This is a genomic window from Colwellia piezophila ATCC BAA-637, from assembly GCF_000378625.1.
Lineage (GTDB): Bacteria > Pseudomonadota > Gammaproteobacteria > Enterobacterales > Alteromonadaceae > Colwellia > Colwellia piezophila.
Genome location: NZ_KB905164.1, coordinates 259,628 through 276,887, shown reverse-complemented (window position 1 = coordinate 276,887; position 17,260 = coordinate 259,628). Strand labels below are relative to the sequence as shown.

The following is a 17,260-nucleotide window of genomic DNA, read 5'->3' as shown; positions in this document are numbered from 1 at the left end:
GACTCATATACGGACTTGTATAAGTCAATTGATAGAGTTAAAACTAAAATTATATTAATCACAAAATAGCTTAGGTTACCAATATGTCCACTGAAAAAAGTAATAGTTCAATTTTGGAAAAAACGCTGCAAGTCGGAGGGTTTCTTGTCATATTAGGCTCTACTTGGATGTTGCATGCCGATAATAAAAAACAAATCGAAAAGATGTCCACACTTGTTAAAAAATATGAAACCCAACTTGATGTGGCTATTGCTCAAGACCCGGATGTCCATAAACGTTACGCTAAAAACCTACGTAAGGCATTAAATGACCTCACTCCACAAGAACGACAGGTCTTATTGGCTATCTATCAGATTGATAAGGAGTAATGTAAGAATTTGAATTAATGAAGATTAAGTTCAAATGTCAAGTGTAAAACTGTTCTGTTTATTAAGCCTATGTTTTCACTTGTAGGTTAAAATTTCACTAAAATAAAGGAATTATAATATGAAATTTGAAATGTTTGTAGATACAGGAATGCTGTTATCAAACGATAAACACGCCGAAACACATATACACTCGTCAGGCGGAGGAAGTAACAACAGAGGAAGAGTAGAGGCATAGGTAATACATTCTGAAGTCTTGACTAATCAAGAGTTCTGGCTCAAAAAAAACGATAATACTGAAAAGTTAATTTCACTTCGAGAACAGTCAGTTGAGGCTAGGGTCAGCCATAATATATCAATAGTCTCAATATCATTAACAAAGTATTTAAGAGTAAAACGCCTCTGTGGTATTGGTGTAAACATGGACTACCGGGAAAAACAACTCAAATATGAGCGTGTTCTTACGTAATTACTCACTGAAAATTACGATGTAACTAACTCGTATAAAGGTGCAGAAATGGTGATTTAGATTCTCGTCCAATTTGCGATGTTTTAAGTGAAGCACAGTTAGACCGTGTAGGGTGTTTTAAATATTCACTGGTTGGAGATGCTAACAGTGTGAGATGCGCTAACTATGAAGTGAGCATGCTATTTGGCGGTTAAAGTAAAGGCGAGCAGTAGAGTAACTTAACTGCTCGCCTTTATAATCATATCGGTCATCACTAGTTCCCTCTGTATTTATAAGGGACTATGTTTGACTTGATTAGCCGTTATTAACAGCGTCTTTTAATGCTTTACCTGCTTTAAAAGCGGGTACTTTAGCAGCAGCGATTTGAATTTCCGCACCTGTTTGAGGATTACGACCAATACGAGCAGCACGGTCATTGACTTTGTAAGTTCCAAAACCCACTAATGCCACATCACCGCCATTTGCCAGTTCAGTGGTTATCGAGCTAATCAAACTATCCAATGCACGACCTGCAGCCGCTTTTGTGATGTCTGCGCCTTCAGCAATTTTTGCTACCAATTCACTTTTATTCATTATTATTATTCCTTGTTTATTGTTGTCAGTAACATACTAAGAAATAACAGTGAATTGAGCAATAGAAATAATCATCTAAGTGCGAAAAGATGCTATTAAGTCAAGAGAATAAGCTTGCAGACCATTCATTTATCGATTTAGCACCACAGTAGCGGGGTAAATCCCCCTAAACACCAAGCTTATTTGAAAACAACTGAAAGTTTTCAACACCCTGGCACCCTCGGTATTATCCCATCGAAAAGTAAATTAACCCGGCCAACACAGCTCAGCAACACGCAATTATTTTACTGCTGTCTTAAGAAACCTAGCGTTCTTGCATATAATATAACTTGTAGGTTTTAATGCTTATAGGAGTATCCCGACTAAAATAGTCACTTATTAGCTATTTTTTACCTTTTGCTAGCCTTTTTGAAGGAGAGTTAAGTTATGAAAAAATTCATCCAGTCATTACCCAAGGTTGAACTTCACCTACATATTGAAGGTAGCCTTGAACCCGAGCTAATGTTCGAGTTAGCGAAGAGAAATAAAATTGCCATCCCTTTTAATTCTCATGAAGAGGTCCGCGCGGCTTATAATTTCCACAACTTACAATCATTCCTCGATATTTATTATCAAGGCGCGAATGTGCTTATTCATGAACAAGACTTCTTTGATTTAACCTGGGCCTATTTATTACGCTGTAAAGCAGATCATGTCATGCATACTGAAATATTCTTTGACCCGCAAACGCATACCGCGAGAGGAATTGCGTTTGACACGGTCGTCAAGGGTATTGACCGTGCATTAACGAGGGGTCACGAAGAGTTAGCTATCAGCAGTAAACTGATCATGTGCTTTTTACGTCATCTAGATGAGGAGTCGGCATTTATCACCTTAAATCAAGCTCTGGCTCATAAAGATAAAATTATAGCGGTTGGCCTAGATTCTTCGGAGATCGGCAATCCGGTGCAGAAATTTGAGCGAGTTTTTAAAAAAGCCATTGACCATGGTTTTAAATCAGTTGCTCATGCGGGGGAAGAGGGGCCTGCTAGTAATATTCGTGATGCACTTGAGTTATTGAAAGTTGACCGAGTTGACCATGGCGTACGTTGCACAGAGGATCCTGCTTTATTAGCGCAACTGATAGCACAAAAAATACCACTTACCGTTTGTCCATTATCGAATACTAAATTGAAAGTATATAAGAACATGACCGAGCACAATATTGTCGAGTTACTGCGCCATGGTGTGTGTGTGACAATAAACTCAGATGATCCTGCCTATTTTGGTGGTTACATGACTGACAACTTTATCGCTGTAGCAGATGCACACCCCTTGAGCAAAGCGGAATTGGCGCAATTTACCGTTAATGCTATTCATGCCAGTTTTATTAGCGAGCAAGAGAAACAGCCACTTTTACAGCGAACATTGGATTATTTAGAGCAGAACTAGCAAGGTTACCTTTAACTATGACAGCCAGGTATTTGAGTTATATCAAACTCATCAAGCTGACTTTTTTCTAGATATTCTTCAGCAAACTTAAGGTACACCTGCTTTTTGATAAAAACATCAAATAAATCAGGGTCGAGGTGGTCGCCTAACTTCATTCTCCCCATTATGGTCAGCGTTTCAGATAATGTTTTCGGGTCTTTATACGGACGATCATTTGCTGTTAACGCTTCAAATACATCGGCAATTCCCATTATTCGGGCGGGAATTGACATTTCATCGCGTTTTAAGCCTTTAGGATAGCCAGTACCATCCATTTTTTCATGGTGGCCACAGGCATACTCGGGTACACGTTTTAAGTGCTTGGGAAAAGGCATAGACTCAAGCATCTCAACGGTTACATCCATGTGGCCATTAATTATTCGTCTCTCTTCAGGATTTAAAGTGCCACGTTTGGTAATTAAATTGTACACTTCATCTGCAGTTAATATGTCTTGTTTTACTCCTTTTATCGTTACCTGATAATTTTTAGCTATTTTATAAACCCTATCTATTTTAGCGTCATCAAAAAACTCGCCGCCAGTATTAGCAAGACAGATGAAATCACGATCAGACTCAAGGGCTTGTAGTAACAAAGCCTTTTGATTTTGATCATATTTATCAGACGAATAAATGTCTCTAGCCGCTATTTCAAAGCGAGCACTCACTAACTCAATACGATCAAATACTGTTTCAAGCTTTTTTGCTTTGTCCATCACATATTCAGGCGTAGCGACCTTGCCACAATCATGTAGCCAAGCCGCAACACCTAATTCATGAAAGTCTTCCTTACTCATAGAAAAGCTATCGAGAGGGCCATCACTAATTTCGTCACAAGCCTCAGCTAACATCATGGTGATTAACGGTACGCGGCGGCAATGACCACCAGTATAAGGAGATTTTTTATCAATGGCTGAAGCAATAAGCTTAGAGAATGATGAAAACAAATTTTCCATTTCATCAATGAGCTGTTTATTGGTAATAATTACACCGGCTAAAGAGGATAGCGCGAGAGTCATTTTTTCAGCCTCTTTACTAAAAGCAATGATATGCCCTTGCTCATTGCTGGCATTGATGAGTTGAATAACGCCGTTAAGATCACCCTGGTGGTTTTTCATTGGCAAGGTCAAGACAGACTGGGTCCTATAACCTGTCTTTTTATCCATTGCTTGAGCTGCACTTAAGTCGTAATTTTTGCAGTGATAAGCATCCTCAATATTAATTACTTGCCCCGTCCTCGCGGCAATAGCGACAAGTGCAGTGTCATTTACTTCACCATATTTTGATATGGGGATAGCAGGGAAATTGATTTCATTCTCGGTGGTGCCACCTAAATGAAGTGATAAGGTATTATTAATGATGGTTTCAAAAATCAATTCATTGTTGTTAGAAATAGAATATATAGTCCCGCCGTCTGCATTGGCTAGTACCATAGCACTCTTAATTATTTTCTCTAATAGTATCCGATGATCTTTCTCGGACGATAAAGCTATGCCTATTTCAATAAAATGTTCAATGCGGTTCATCTTATCCCCTCTGCAAAATTAACGACAATGAGTTATTTAAAAGTATAGGCTCGCGCGAAAGAAATTGTAAAAGTTATCAATAAAAACATAGCAACACTGAATAATGTGGTTGTTCAGGACAATGTGCTCCTGAATTGTCTAATAGGCAACATCCATGTAGCCTCACAAAAAAAGTTGATACGGCGTAAAAAGCACTAAAAGCAATGGCAGAACAAAAGTTAACCGCGAAAGTTCAACACACCCCAAAATTTGATGGGTGTACTTATGAACAATTTACTTACCGCTGTTTCTACATGCTTACTAATATCAGCGCCAGTTTCTGCTGACACAGGTGAGTAGGTTGAATGGCTAGCGGATGCACAAATAACTTATACCGACATTGAAAACCTTAACCTCTCTGCTTTTGAAGATTCCCATCATGATCAACGCTTAGCCATCGATACAATCTTTGGCCGCTTCTATCAGCTTGATGGTTTTACCCGCATGCATATCGCAGTTGAGTTTGACGCGAAAAAACATCAAGACTTCGACAAAATGGACAATATTTACTTAGGGACAAACCTTGGTGTCCGGCATAAATTTTGTCTAGGTTTTTATCAACCCTGTGTGCGAGTCAATGCCAGTTACGGCCATAAAGAAGTGGACTAAAACATTAATTCAAGGGACATTTTTCACCAGTATTGAGCTAGGGCAACATATAAATAATAAATTTTCCCTAGCGGCAAGTCTCGATTTCACCTCTTATGATGGTGAAGCAGGACCGAATGTGGTGTAGGAATTATCAAGTGATGTCTTTACTCAATCGTTTTTCAAAGCCTCCATTTTTGCTGATTACATAATGGCTCAAGATTGGTTGCTATCGGCGAATTATACCCGCAGGGATGGCGAATTTCATCTTGCTTGTGCTAAGGAAAATGTTGCGAAAGTATTAGCGGTTGAAGAAGTGAAATCCATCACCCAGGACAAAATATTTGTGAATTGTGTCTATAAATTTGACGGTAGCAGTAATATCTATTCAGCAGCTCTAAGCTATAGCCTGACTAAACATTTAGCTATCAATTTATTCATCGAACGTTATCAAGATCAGGTAGATGTATTGGAGTGTCAAAATACATCTTACTCACTAAGTTACAACTATCGTTATTGGGAGGATAAGATGAAATTAGTTCAATGTGCTATTTTTGCTCTTGGTAGTTTTTTACTGCCATGTTGTTGGCAAGGCTATACTCAAAACCTACAAGTGACTGTACTTGATAGCAAGAAAAACCCAATAGAATACGCCGTTGTTTATATTAATGAAGTGTTGTCACAAGTTATTTCAAGAAATAGATACGGAGAGAATCAAAGGAAAGCAGCAGGGCTTAACCATATATCAACAGTTGGGATTATTAAGCGATTTTAGTCAAGCAGAGCTGGCACAAGTTCAACAATTTGAGCAAGTATTACAGCATTATAAGCAGCAAAATTGGTAAACGGCCTTGGCACTGCTAACTTCATTAATGGCGCATTCTCCAGTTACTGTTTATCAACAAATTTATCTTGATCGACTAAGTGCTCAACAAGGGGACGTTTTTGATGAAGACTGGGATGGTATATTTACCCACAGTCAAAAATAAATTAGATAATCTTATTTTATTTTAGCAATTAGCAATGAACGATAAAGCTAGCTGTCCTTAATCTTAAGATTATGACTTTAACTCAGGTACAGAGCTTATGATATTATCCAGGGTAAAAATATCATCATTACTTATCGTTGTTTTCTTAATCATCTCCTACCTTGTTGCTCAGCAAAGTAAGCTTTTTAAAACTGCAGATTTTGCTGTTTTTGATCGCCAATCACGATATTTGGCTGCTCAGTTGGAAGTTGATGACGATATCGTCGTTATTGCTATTGATGATCACAGTTTAAAGCAAATGAATACTGTGGCAGGGCGCTGGGTATGGCCTAGAACAGTACATGGACAAGTTATTGAAGCGCTACAGCCATTTGCTTTATCTGCCATAGTGTTTGATATTTTATTCGCTGAGCAGGATATTTATCGACCTGATGCGGATACCTATTTTAATGAAGTGTTGGCAAACTCAACGGGAATATATTTTGCGACCTTAGAGCAAAATCTTGTTGCTGGCGGTGGTATCTTACTTAAAGATCTGCCCAAGGAATTGGGCTTAATTAAAACACCTTTAGCGAATGAAATAGCGAAAGGAAATTTCATCTTACCCTTGGCTATAAATCGACAATATTGGCAGCTAGGTAGTATAAATTTTAATGCTAGTTTTGACGGCGTTGGCCGCAGCTATGATGTATATAGAAATCTCTCGGGTTGGCATTTACCTTCTTTACCGGCAAAGTTAATTAGTGCACTGGCATTGCCATTGCCAGAGCGTCCGAGAATTTTATTACAATGGCGCGGCGCTGCTGAGCAACCTTACCCGACATTAAGCTATGTTGATGTTTATCGGGCTGTTATTAACAATGAACAAGCCTTTTTACAGCAACTATCAGGCAAGATTGTTTTAATTGGTGCTACCGCATCAGGCTTATATGATGTCAGGTCGACCCCGTTAAGCGACAATCTCCCCGGCGTTTATATATTAGCAACTGCGATAGACAACCTTAAAAATGAACAATATTTAATACCCCTAAGTGATTTAAGCCAAGCCGTTATCGGTGTCATTGTGATTACCCTTACTTGCGCTGTTTTTATTTTAGTCAGTGGCTATGTAAGGCAAGTCGGTTATACCTTGTTATTGATGGCCACAATAAGCTTAATACTCACTAAGATTAGTACTGAGTTATTAATGCAGCAACAACTATTGTTTGTTGGTGCAATCTTGCTGGTTATGCTAATTAGCTTCCTCACTTTTTCTTTTTTTTATGGCTACTTAGAATACCGACGCCGCCAACAAGCGTTAGCCATGTTTGGCCGGTTCTTAGACCCGCAAGTGGTTTATAAACTGCTTGAGGAGGGGGCTTTATCACCTGAAAAGCTAAATAAAAAACAAACACTGACAGTATTGTTTTCTGATATTCGAAATTTCACTCAATTGGCCGAAAATAGTGATGCCGAAGATGTGGTTAAGCTACTCAATCAATATTTTAATCAACAGGTGGCTATTATTTTTCAACATGAAGGCACCCTAGATAAGTTTATTGGTGATTGTGTAATGGCCTTCTGGGGCGCACCTAGGCAAAGTGAAGTTGCACAAGATGCCGTGGCGGCTATTAATGCCGCACTAGCTATGGAACAAGAGTTATTACGCTTTCGCCAAAGCCTACCTGCAGGCTTAAAAAGTTTTGATATTGGTATAGGGATTCATACCGGTGAATGTATTGTTGGCATGATCGGCGCTGACTTAAGGCTCGACTATACTGTTATTGGCGACACGGTAAACTTGGCAAGTCGAATAGAAGGACTGACTAAAAATAACGCCCGAATATTAGTTTCCGAGCAAACTAAAAAGTTAACCAGTCATGCTTTTGATTTTAGTTATCAAGGTGAGCACCAAGTCAAAGGCAGGCAGAGCAAGGTTCAATTGTATCAACCCCGAAGGAGAGATAAATAATGTCCAAATTTTTGTGTGCTTACCTTGCAATAATGGTTACTAGCCTATTCACGCCGACAACTGTATTTTTTGTCCTGACAAGTTTAAATACGAGTTTTGCCCTTGCAGGAAACCTAGCTCCACAACAGCCTAACAATGTTCGTGCTGGCCAGGTAATAAAAAAGGTTAATTTGTTAAAGTTGCCTCATTATTATAGTGATATTACTGGCTCTGTTGCTGCCAAAGAACATATTAATATTCAAACAAGAAAAAGTGCTTGGTACTTTATTTCAACAGCAAGCCTCCCACCAGCCGGTCAGCTTTCTGGCTGGGTCAATATGTTAAATGTCAGGTTTATCTCTGCGGTTAAACGACAAGGAGAATTGGGCGTTAAGTCGCTTTTTTCAAGTGTTAACAATGATAGTTTACCGACAGTCTCAACCGGTGTACGTGGTTTTGATGTTGATGATTTACAAAAAGCAAAAGCAGATTTAAAGCAGGTCGCTTTACTTAATTCTTATACTGTTTCAGCCGGCGCAGCAGCGAGGTTTGCCAAGCAGGGTAAACTTAAAGCAAGTCATATCAAAGTAAAAGAGGACTAGAGAAATGAAATATTTAGCTCATTTAACTTGTTCAAGCCCGACCAGTCACACAACAAGTTATGCCACTTACCTAGCCCTAGTTCTTGTCTTTAGCTGTTCACTCCTTGCTTGTAAAAGTACCGGCTTGAAAATTGGTAACTTTGAACTCGGCCAGTTAATAGACCAAGGCGTAAATGTTTTTAATGCCCATAATATTGATCAAGTTCAAGAAATTCAATTTGGTGAGAATATGTCGGCAGTCTTACTGGGCACTCGACCTTTGTATGAAAATAAAACCATTAATCTTTATGTTAATAAGGTTGGTATGTGGTTAGCCGCTAATAGCTCAAGACCCGAATTACCTTGGCAATTTGGCGTGATTAATAGCACTGCAATTAATGCTTTTGCCGCACCTGGCGGTTTTGTTTTCATTACTTCAGGCATGTTAATGCAGCTGGAAAATGAAGCGCAATTAGCGGCTGTGTTAGCCCATGAAATTGTCCATATAACGCAAAAACATCATTTAAACGCGATTAAAGATGATGCCAATAGAAGTGCCGTTACCGAGACCCTATTTATTTCAGCACAAGCGTATCAAGACAATACCGCAGCAAGTAATGAAGATAACGATTATCGAGTTTGGGCAAAAAAAGTGACGGGTATGGCGCAACACCTATATACCAAGGGGCTTGACCGAGATGATGAGTTTCAGGCTGATCAATATGGTATACGTCTTTTGGCTAAATCTGGCTATGATGCTTTTGCTTATATAGATAATTTACAAGTATTAGCATCATTTTCCGCCGATGATAGTGCTTTAGCCTTGTTATATAAAACCCATCCAACCCCTTCACAACGACTAGAGGCCTTAGCTGATCAGCTAGATAAACTGGCGGTGAATGAAGGGCTGTTACTTACTAAGCGTTTTGCTCAAGCAATGAACTAAGCAATTAAACAGGTAGAAATAGGTGTATTACCTTTGTGCTTTAAAGTCATTAGTTAAAACATTTAGTTAAAGTAAGTTGGTTAACGCAATGCCTATACCAAAGCGATTTTGATTAACATTATAATCAATTAAACTTTCGCCATAACCGCTACTCATTTGCGCATAGCCCTTTAGTTTTCCCCATAAAGGAAAGGTTAGCCCAAACTCAACAAAGCCTTTATGGGTAGCAAAATTATTGCGACCTTTAAAGGATAGCTCATAGTCTGAATCATATTTATATAACAAACCTAATTCAAAGTGACCCATGTAGTCGATAATATCGGGGTTGTCATCACCTTGACTGTCTGATGGTGTTTCTTTTTCACTTTCAGGAATCCGATACCAAGGTCGCAATGATAAGGCAAAGTTACGCTTTTCATAAAGGTAATTGACGTAAATACGATTCCAACTTCTTGATAGTAATTGTGAACGACCGTTCGATTGATGCTCAGCACCAACAACTAGGGCTGAATTTCCGCCAAAAGGGTGAATGTTGATGGGGGTAAAATAGAAAAATTCGGGTTGGTAATTCGTTTCCCTAAAAGGTTTAGATATTTCCTCCGAGTAAATTTGCCACCAAGACTTTAGGGTAAAGCCAAAGAATAGTTGATCGCCCGCCCTAAGTAAGCTGTTGGTGAGTAAGGGTACTTTTAAGCTAATTTGAAATTTGGCCTCGGTATCTTTTAAGTCATCAGCCCAATCTTCGAAACCAGCATAAGCGCCGTGGTTAATTTCATCAACAACCGACAGCGGTAAAATATAATTCATTTTGTGTGGCGTCAGCACATAAGGGTCAGCCGCTGTTCTTTTCTCTCGGATCACTCGGTTAGCTAAAACACCCAATTCAAGGTGTTCACCATTATTTTTGTTGAGAATGCTTCGCGCAATTTGTTGTTCACAAAAGTTTTCTATTTCAGCAAGGGTCGCTTGTTTATCAGCAGCCTTAATCGCTTTAAATAGGCAGGTTTCAAAGGCAGTTTTATAAGGTTTTGCAGGCGTTTGCTTCTTCTCATTGTTCAGGCCATTGTTCTGGGCATCGTCCTGGGTATTGTCCTGAGCATTGGCGGGTAACATTAGTGCAGACCAAAGTACCAGCAGGAAAAGCTGCTTTGAAAGTATTGATATCATAAAGATAAATCTATCTGTTGAAATTTTCCGCGATTATAGCCTATCGCCTTCTTAATCCATAGTCAGATCATGTTTGCGTCAGTGGTTATTTAGCTTTGGATACTTATTACAAAATTATGGCCAGATTGTGACTAAGTTATACCCAAACAACCTCAAGATGCAGGATTCAGCTGGAATTAGAAACGTCTTTAGGCAAGGCATTGATTGAAGAGAATGGTTACTCCCTTGTCGAAATCAATAACGATGGATAAAACGTTTCTAAACCAGCCCTACAGGGACAATGAGCAAATCATATTCATCGTTGCGTAGATAATTAAGGAGGCAGCATGGATGCAGCTTAATAGAGAATGCAGGAGCATATTTTCCTGAATAACCATTAATAAAATACGCGCCTTGATTATGAATCGCTCAGCCGTCCTGAAACGAGCACCTTGAAGTAGCTTGGGTATATAAGTAAATATGTCGAATTATGTCAGGTAATTTCAAAGCATTTCTCAATGGTGATTGGTCGTGTTTTTATCCCGATTAACCGCAAGTTCACTTACTTTATTATTTAAGCCTTGTATCTTAATTGTTAATTAATGTAATCAATGTAATTGATATTTGGAATCGACATGAAACTTACCCAGAGCGCTTTAACTAGTCCCGCAGCTGTCGCTGTCGTTGTTGCCCTAACTTTACTCGTCGGCATGCTCAGCTTATTTAAACTTCCGGTACAACTTTTCCCTGACATAGAACGTCCTCAAATTGGTATACAAACCACTTGGCGAGCAGCATCTCCAAAAGAGGTTGAGTCTGAAATTATCGAACCACAAGAACAAGTATTGCGTGGTATTCCCGGTTTAAAGTCAATGAGGGCCTTTGCCAACCGTGGTGGAGCTTATATTAATTTATCTTTTGGTGTTGGTACTAATATGGACCAAACCTTAATTGAAGTCATTAGCCGCATGACACGAGTCGCTAATTTACCCCAAGATGCACGGCCGCCACGGGTTATGCTTGGTGGTGGTAGAGGCAATACCCCAGCACTGACGTTTTTCTTCTTGCAAGCTTTACCAGGCAATGGCCAAGATATTAGTCAATACATGGACTTTACCAATGATGTTATCAGGCCGCGCCTTGAGGCTATCGAAGGTGTCGCGAGTGTTGAAACTTTTTCGGAGCGTAACCGAGAAGAATTACAGATTCGCTACGATCCCGTTAAAGCGGCTGAGTACGGAATTGAAATACCACGGTTAATCTCTTTAGTTTCGGCCAGTGATGATGTTTCAGGCGGTTTTATCGATGTGGGGAGACGTCAATACACCTTACGTTATAGCGGTAAATACAGTGTTGATGAGCTAGCTGATTTAATGCTGGAATCTCGCGGCGGGCGAAATATTCGTTTAAGTGACATTGCTACAGTGAAAGTGGGCAATACCGATAGACAAGGTATGGCGGTGCAAAATGGTAACCCGGCATTTTCAATGCGTATTAATCGAGCCAATGGCGCCAATGTTTTAGAAACCTTAAACAGGGTAAAAGCCGAAGTCGCCTTACTTAATACTGAGTTACTCGCTGACAAGAAGTTAGTGATGGTGCAATCATTTGATGCTTCGGTCTTTATTTACCGCGCTATCAATCTAGTGACCAGTAACTTATTTGCCGGTATTGTTTTATCACTTTCAGTTTTATGGTTTTTTATACGCCGTGTCCGCGCTACGTTAATTATTGCAACGGCGATTCCGGTCAGTTTGTTAAGTACCTTTATTGTCCTAGAAATAACTGGCCGTTCACTCAATGTTATCTCGCTGGCAGGCTTAGCGTTCGCTGTGGGCATGGTGCTTGATGCCGCTATTGTAGTATTAGAAAATATTTTACGCATGCGTGACAAAGGGCTTAATGAACATGACAGCGCAGAGCAAGGGGCAGACCAAGTGTGGGGCGCTTTACTGGCATCAACAGCAACAACCGTTGCTATCTTTTTACCGGTGTTTTTCTTAAAAGATATTGAAGGACAACTTTTTGGCGATTTAGCCTTAACCATCGCGATTGCGGTGTCGGTATCGCTTATTGTTGCGGTAGCGCTGTTACCTGTTTTAGCGAAATACTTTTTGAAGCAACAAGAAGTTAAAGATCCTAATCAAAAGCTTTGGCTAAAAATTACTGCCTTTGTTATGACCATTACTAATAGCCGTTTAAAGCGCCTTTCTTTAGCAAGCTGTTTATTAATATTACCGGTTATCATAACCATTGTCGCTATGCCTAAGCTTGATTACTTACCGCCAGTGAAGCGTGATGCTATTGATGCCAACTTACAATTCCCACCGGGCTCAAATATTAACACCATCGAAAAAGAAATTTTCCAACCTATTATTGAACGCTTAAAGCCATATATGGACGGCACTAAAGAGCCGGCGTTGAAAAACTATTATATTTTTGGTGGTCCATGGGGTGGCAATTTAGGTGTTCGAGTAAAAGACCAAGACCGAGTTGATGAGTTACTTAAAATTGTGCGCGAGGAAATACTGATAGATTTACCCGATACCCGTGTCTTTGCTAGGCAGGGCAACTTATTTGGTGGCTTTGGTGGCGGTAGACAAGTACAAATACATTTACAATCTAAAGATACTCAAGCATTACAGACCGTAGCACGCCAAGGTATGGATTGGATAAAGGAGGCTATAGAAGGTGCAAACGTTAATGCCAGTCCTGGCCTTTCGATGTCTGAGCCAGAAATTAATCTCACTCCAAATGATCGCAATATTTTAGAGCAAGGCTGGAATCGCCGTGACGTTGGTCGAGTGGTAAGAACCTTAGGCGATGGGCTTTATGTCGGTGAGTATTTTAATGGCAGCAAACGTTTGAATATGATTTTACGTGCTGATGGTTGGGATGATCCGGATAACCTTGGCGATGTGCCAATTGTAACGGGCAATGGCAATGTTACGCAATTATCAAACCTGGTCGATATCAAGCGCACCGTTGGCCCAAGTCGCTTAATCCGTATCGACGGACAGCGTACAATTACTTTAAATATAAACCCACCTAAAGGTTGGTCATTGGAAGAAACTATTGCGGTTTTAAAGGCTCAAGTTGAACCTAAGTTACGCGATATCATGCCTGAAGGCGGTAATATTCAATATGGCGGTAGTGCTGACCAATTAGAAAAAGCCATCGGTGTGATGGCCGAAAACTTTGCTTTTGCTTTAGTGATTTTATTTTTATTAATGGCGGCTTTATTTAAATCGATTAAAGACAGTCTATTAGTGGTTATCACCATACCGTTAGCAACGGTTGGCGGCATCTTGGCATTGCAGTTACTTAACCTCACTGTATTCCAACCACTTGATTTATTGACCATGATTGGTTTTATTATTTTACTGGGCTTAGTGGTTAATAACGCTATTTTACTTGTTCATCAAACTCGATTAGGTCAAGAAGACGGCCTTGAACGTTCACAAGCGATTGAACAAGCACTGAAGTTACGTTTAAGACCAATATTTATGAGTACAGCAACGAGCTTCTTTGGCATGTTACCACTACTCCTTATGCCTGGCGCTGGCAGTGTTATCTACCGCGGCTTAGCCGCAGTTATTGTCGGCGGTTTAGCCTTTAGTACCCTATTCACTATCGTGTTATTACCTTGTTTATTGAGGTTATCTAAAGTCGATTTTCGCGTCGGCAAGAAGAGGCAAGATGCAGTGCCTGAATTACCAATAAAAGAACAATCTATAAAAGAACTACCAAGCGCTTAACTTAAAGTTAACCAGATAAAATTAACTAAATTAAAGCGCCTAAATTTAATAAAAGTGACAAATTTGATTAAGGAAAAAATCATGAATAACTTAATGCTAATAACAGTAACGCCACCCAAAATGACAACTTCAAAGAAGACCTCCGATAATTTAGGGACTTACAGCGCCGCAGTGGTAACTCTTGCTTTTATTTCTGCCATAGGTTTACTGGGTTTTAGCCAAGAGGCCAAGGCGGAAACGCCAGAAAAACCAGCACACCTAGTTAGTGTTGAAATGGTAAAGAAAGAACAAGTTAGCCCAAGTATTTGGCTACCAGGTAATGTGATTAGCTTAAAAAACGCACCAATATCTGCCGAGCAAACCGGGCAGTTATTGTGGATTGAAGAGGTAGGTAGCCAAGTTAACAAAGGCCAGGTTTTAGCTAAAATCGATGACCGTCATCTGAAATTTCAATTAGCTCGTCAACAAAGCCAAGTAAAACAATCTCAAGCCAATGTTGATTACCTCACCGGACAAAAAGCGCGATTTTTAAAGTTACGTGAACAAAATAATTCAGCGCTGAGTGAATTTGATCGGGTCAATAAAGACCTAACCATCGCGATTAATGAAGTGGCGGCTTTGAATATTTCGGTAGAGCAAACACTACTGGCATTAGACAAAACCACGATCATTGCGCCGTTTTCGGGCAATATTAGCAAACGATTTGCCCATGTCGGTGAATTAATCACCATTGGTCGCTCGTTAGTACAGCTAGTTGATACCAAAAATCTTGATATTAAAATCGCTGCGCCTTTATCCATAGCGCCATTTTTAAAGCGTGGCAGTAAAGTGATGGTTAAATGGAATGAAACCTTACTTGAATTACCTATTCGTACCTGGAGTCAGGCGGGCGAACAAGCTTCACGTACCTTTGATGTCAGGATTGCGGCTGATGGCTTAGCTTTGTTCGCTGGGACTGCGGTGACAGTTTCTTTACCAAAACAAGCACCCACAGAAGCTATTTTAGTACCGCGCGATGCCTTAATTCTTAGAGAAAAAGAAACCTATGTACTGACGATTGATGATGAGAACACAGCGAAAAAAGTATCGGTACTTGTTGGTCAAGGTGTTGATAGTTGGATTTCAGTAACCGGCGCTTTATCGGTAAACGATAGTGTTGTTGTTCGTGGTGGTGAGCGCTTACAAAGCGGCGAAAAAGTTCGTTTTATTGATGATACCAAAGAAGCGCTAATTGCCCAGGTAAAATCATTATAAGCTTCTTTTGGAAGCAGCTTAGCAGTTTTGATTATTAGTGACTGTCAACGTTGTTAGTCACTAATAATCTCAGCCGACTCGTGTGGCCACTTGTCGGCTTTTTTATAACTTGATATGCGCTTTGACTGGTAGGTTTAGCTAGTCATTTTCCCTTTGAGTTTATTCTTTACCAAGTAAAGTAAATATCTTTTTAGCAATATCGGTATTATCTATTTTACCGTGAAACATCTCACTACGTTTGCCAAAAGCAAATACCGGCACATCAATGGCAGTATGACCACCTGAGGTCCAACCGCTATTGGTACGTTGATCAATAAGCTTTTTAACCGCAAGGTAAATGATAGTGTCAACGTTAGGTTTAGTTTGCTTTTGTTGCTGTGCTTTTTCTAAATCATTAAATTTAACTAGCGATTTACTGGCATTACTTTTTGCCTGAGTTAATGAATCGACCTCTGCTTGAGTCACTTCAAAGTTAAGTAATTCACTCGCCGTGCTTATGGAGATGTCTTTTTTAGCCAACTGCTTAGCAATGGCTTGTGGTGACTGTTGCATTGTTCTTAGCACTTCAGGGTTCCATTCATATTTACCGTTTGCGGCAATGGTAAAGCCACCGGTACTGTGATCGGCGGTGAGGACAACTAAGGTGTCAGGGTTGTTTTTTACATATTGCTCGAGGTATAACATTGTTTTGGCAAGATCTGTCATCTCTGCCATTGCTGAGGCAATATCGTTACTATGACCAGCCCAATCAACTTGGCTAGCCTCTACCAACAGAAAATAGCCATTACTGTTTTCCAATTGTTTAGTGGCAGCTTTGGTCATGGTTAAAAGACGAAGCTTGTCAGTGTCATCAAGCGCCCAGGGTAGGGCAACATCGCCGAACAAACCTAATACCGGAGTATTAGCGGGGAGTTTGCTTAATCCTTGAAAATCATCAAGGTAATGAAAGCCTGCTGACTTGAACTCATCCACTATGTTTCGATCATCTCGAATATAATATTGCCAACCGCCACCAAAATATAAGTCGGCTTTAATACCATCATCTATGTAGCTATCAGCAATGGCGTTATAGTTTCTTCTACTTTCATTATGTGCAAGGTAAGAAGCAGGTGTTGCATGGTTAATTTGAGAGGTCACTACCACACCGGTTTTCTTTCCTTGCTTCTTAGCCCACTCAAGCACGGTTTCAACGGGGTTTTTATCAACATCTACCCCAATAGCGCCATTATAACTTTTAACGCCTGTAGCTAAGGCTGTTGCTGCGGCTGCCGAGTCCGTGACATAACCTGATACCCTCGCCGGATAGGTACTTGCCATACCAACAAGGTGGCGGTCAAAGACAGTTTCTTCAATGATTTTTGTTTCAGGGTTGTCATTAAAGTAGCGGTAAGCTGTAGTGTAAGCGGGTCCCATACCATCGCCAACAACCATGATAATATTTTTAGGACTGTTACTTGAGGGGGTTGTTAAGGAGGCGTCTGCTGTAATAGCCGCGGTATTTTCATAGCTAGTACAAGCACCTAGCGCTAAACTGATTAAAACGGTAGAAAGTAATTTTTTCATGAGGTAAGCTTTTTTTAAATGTTAAATGTTGGTTTCTTTGGTGCAATTGTTTCGGTAGTTCTTCTT

At 39.9% G+C, this 17,260-nt stretch carries 14 protein-coding genes; 10 read left to right on the top strand and 4 right to left on the bottom strand.

The window, feature by feature from the left end; genetic code table 11:
• Window positions 1-83: 83 nt before the first annotated feature.
• Window positions 84-368, top strand: a complete 285-nt coding sequence (locus tag F580_RS0110055; RefSeq protein ID WP_019027597.1) for a hypothetical protein — start codon at window positions 84-86, stop codon at window positions 366-368.
• Window positions 369-1,128: 760 nt separating this feature from the next.
• Here the strand turns inward: F580_RS0110055 and F580_RS0110045 are convergent.
• Complete coding sequence (locus tag F580_RS0110045) at window positions 1,129-1,407, bottom strand: HU family DNA-binding protein (RefSeq protein ID WP_019027595.1); 279 nt, start codon at window positions 1,405-1,407, stop codon at window positions 1,129-1,131.
• Window positions 1,408-1,833: 426 nt separating this feature from the next.
• Between F580_RS0110045 and F580_RS0110040 the strand changes: the two genes are divergently transcribed.
• The gene (locus F580_RS0110040) at window positions 1,834-2,838 is read left to right on the top strand and encodes an adenosine deaminase (protein WP_019027594.1); all 1,005 of its coding nucleotides are present in this window, start codon (window positions 1,834-1,836) and stop codon (window positions 2,836-2,838) included.
• Window positions 2,839-2,849: 11 nt separating this feature from the next.
• Here the strand turns inward: F580_RS0110040 and F580_RS0110035 are convergent, their stop codons facing one another.
• On the bottom strand, window positions 2,850-4,400 hold the full coding sequence (locus F580_RS0110035) for an HD family phosphohydrolase (protein ID WP_019027593.1): 1,551 nt from the start codon (window positions 4,398-4,400) through the stop codon (window positions 2,850-2,852).
• Window positions 4,401-5,016: 616 nt separating this feature from the next.
• Here F580_RS0110035 and F580_RS26335 point away from each other — a divergent pair.
• The 6 genes from F580_RS26335 to F580_RS24290 all read left to right on the top strand — a co-directional run bounded on the left by F580_RS26335 (window position 5,017) and on the right by F580_RS24290 (window position 9,473).
• Entirely contained in the window at window positions 5,017-5,175 is a 159-nt protein-coding gene (locus F580_RS26335) for a hypothetical protein (protein WP_019027592.1), read from the top strand.
• 63 nt (window positions 5,176-5,238) lie between these two features.
• The gene (locus tag F580_RS0110025; RefSeq protein ID WP_019027591.1) at window positions 5,239-5,802 is read left to right on the top strand and encodes a hypothetical protein; all 564 of its coding nucleotides are present in this window, start codon (window positions 5,239-5,241) and stop codon (window positions 5,800-5,802) included.
• A gap of 76 nt (window positions 5,803-5,878) precedes the next feature.
• Entirely contained in the window at window positions 5,879-6,016 is a 138-nt protein-coding gene (locus F580_RS26330) for a hypothetical protein (protein WP_157443066.1), read from the top strand.
• A gap of 97 nt (window positions 6,017-6,113) precedes the next feature.
• Window positions 6,114-7,967 carry a CHASE2 domain-containing protein gene (locus F580_RS24295; RefSeq protein ID WP_019027589.1) on the top strand — a complete coding sequence of 618 codons (1,854 nt, stop codon included), beginning with the start codon at window positions 6,114-6,116 and terminating at the stop codon, window positions 7,965-7,967.
• Window positions 7,967-8,548, top strand: a complete 582-nt coding sequence (locus F580_RS0110010) for a hypothetical protein (RefSeq protein WP_019027588.1) — start codon at window positions 7,967-7,969, stop codon at window positions 8,546-8,548. Before F580_RS24295 ends, F580_RS0110010 begins: the two co-directional genes overlap by 1 nt.
• Before the next feature lie 4 nt (window positions 8,549-8,552).
• Complete coding sequence (locus F580_RS24290) at window positions 8,553-9,473, top strand: M48 family metalloprotease (protein WP_019027587.1); 921 nt, start codon at window positions 8,553-8,555, stop codon at window positions 9,471-9,473.
• Between the two features lie 66 nt (window positions 9,474-9,539).
• On the opposite strand, the gene F580_RS0110000 is transcribed toward F580_RS24290, so the two are convergent.
• Window positions 9,540-10,640 carry a phospholipase A gene (locus tag F580_RS0110000; protein WP_245560610.1) on the bottom strand — a complete coding sequence of 367 codons (1,101 nt, stop codon included), beginning with the start codon at window positions 10,638-10,640 and terminating at the stop codon, window positions 9,540-9,542.
• 614 nt (window positions 10,641-11,254) lie between these two features.
• Here F580_RS0110000 and F580_RS0109995 point away from each other — a divergent pair.
• Both F580_RS0109995 and F580_RS0109990 read left to right on the top strand, forming a co-directional pair.
• Window positions 11,255-14,377, top strand: a complete 3,123-nt coding sequence (locus tag F580_RS0109995; protein WP_019027585.1) for an efflux RND transporter permease subunit — start codon at window positions 11,255-11,257, stop codon at window positions 14,375-14,377.
• A gap of 81 nt (window positions 14,378-14,458) precedes the next feature.
• Window positions 14,459-15,631 carry an efflux RND transporter periplasmic adaptor subunit gene (locus F580_RS0109990; RefSeq protein WP_019027584.1) on the top strand — a complete coding sequence of 391 codons (1,173 nt, stop codon included), beginning with the start codon at window positions 14,459-14,461 and terminating at the stop codon, window positions 15,629-15,631.
• A gap of 159 nt (window positions 15,632-15,790) precedes the next feature.
• Here F580_RS0109990 and F580_RS0109985 read toward each other — a convergent pair whose 3' ends face one another.
• Window positions 15,791-17,194 carry an alkaline phosphatase gene (locus F580_RS0109985; protein WP_019027583.1) on the bottom strand — a complete coding sequence of 468 codons (1,404 nt, stop codon included), beginning with the start codon at window positions 17,192-17,194 and terminating at the stop codon, window positions 15,791-15,793.
• Window positions 17,195-17,260: the final 66 nt, after the last annotated feature.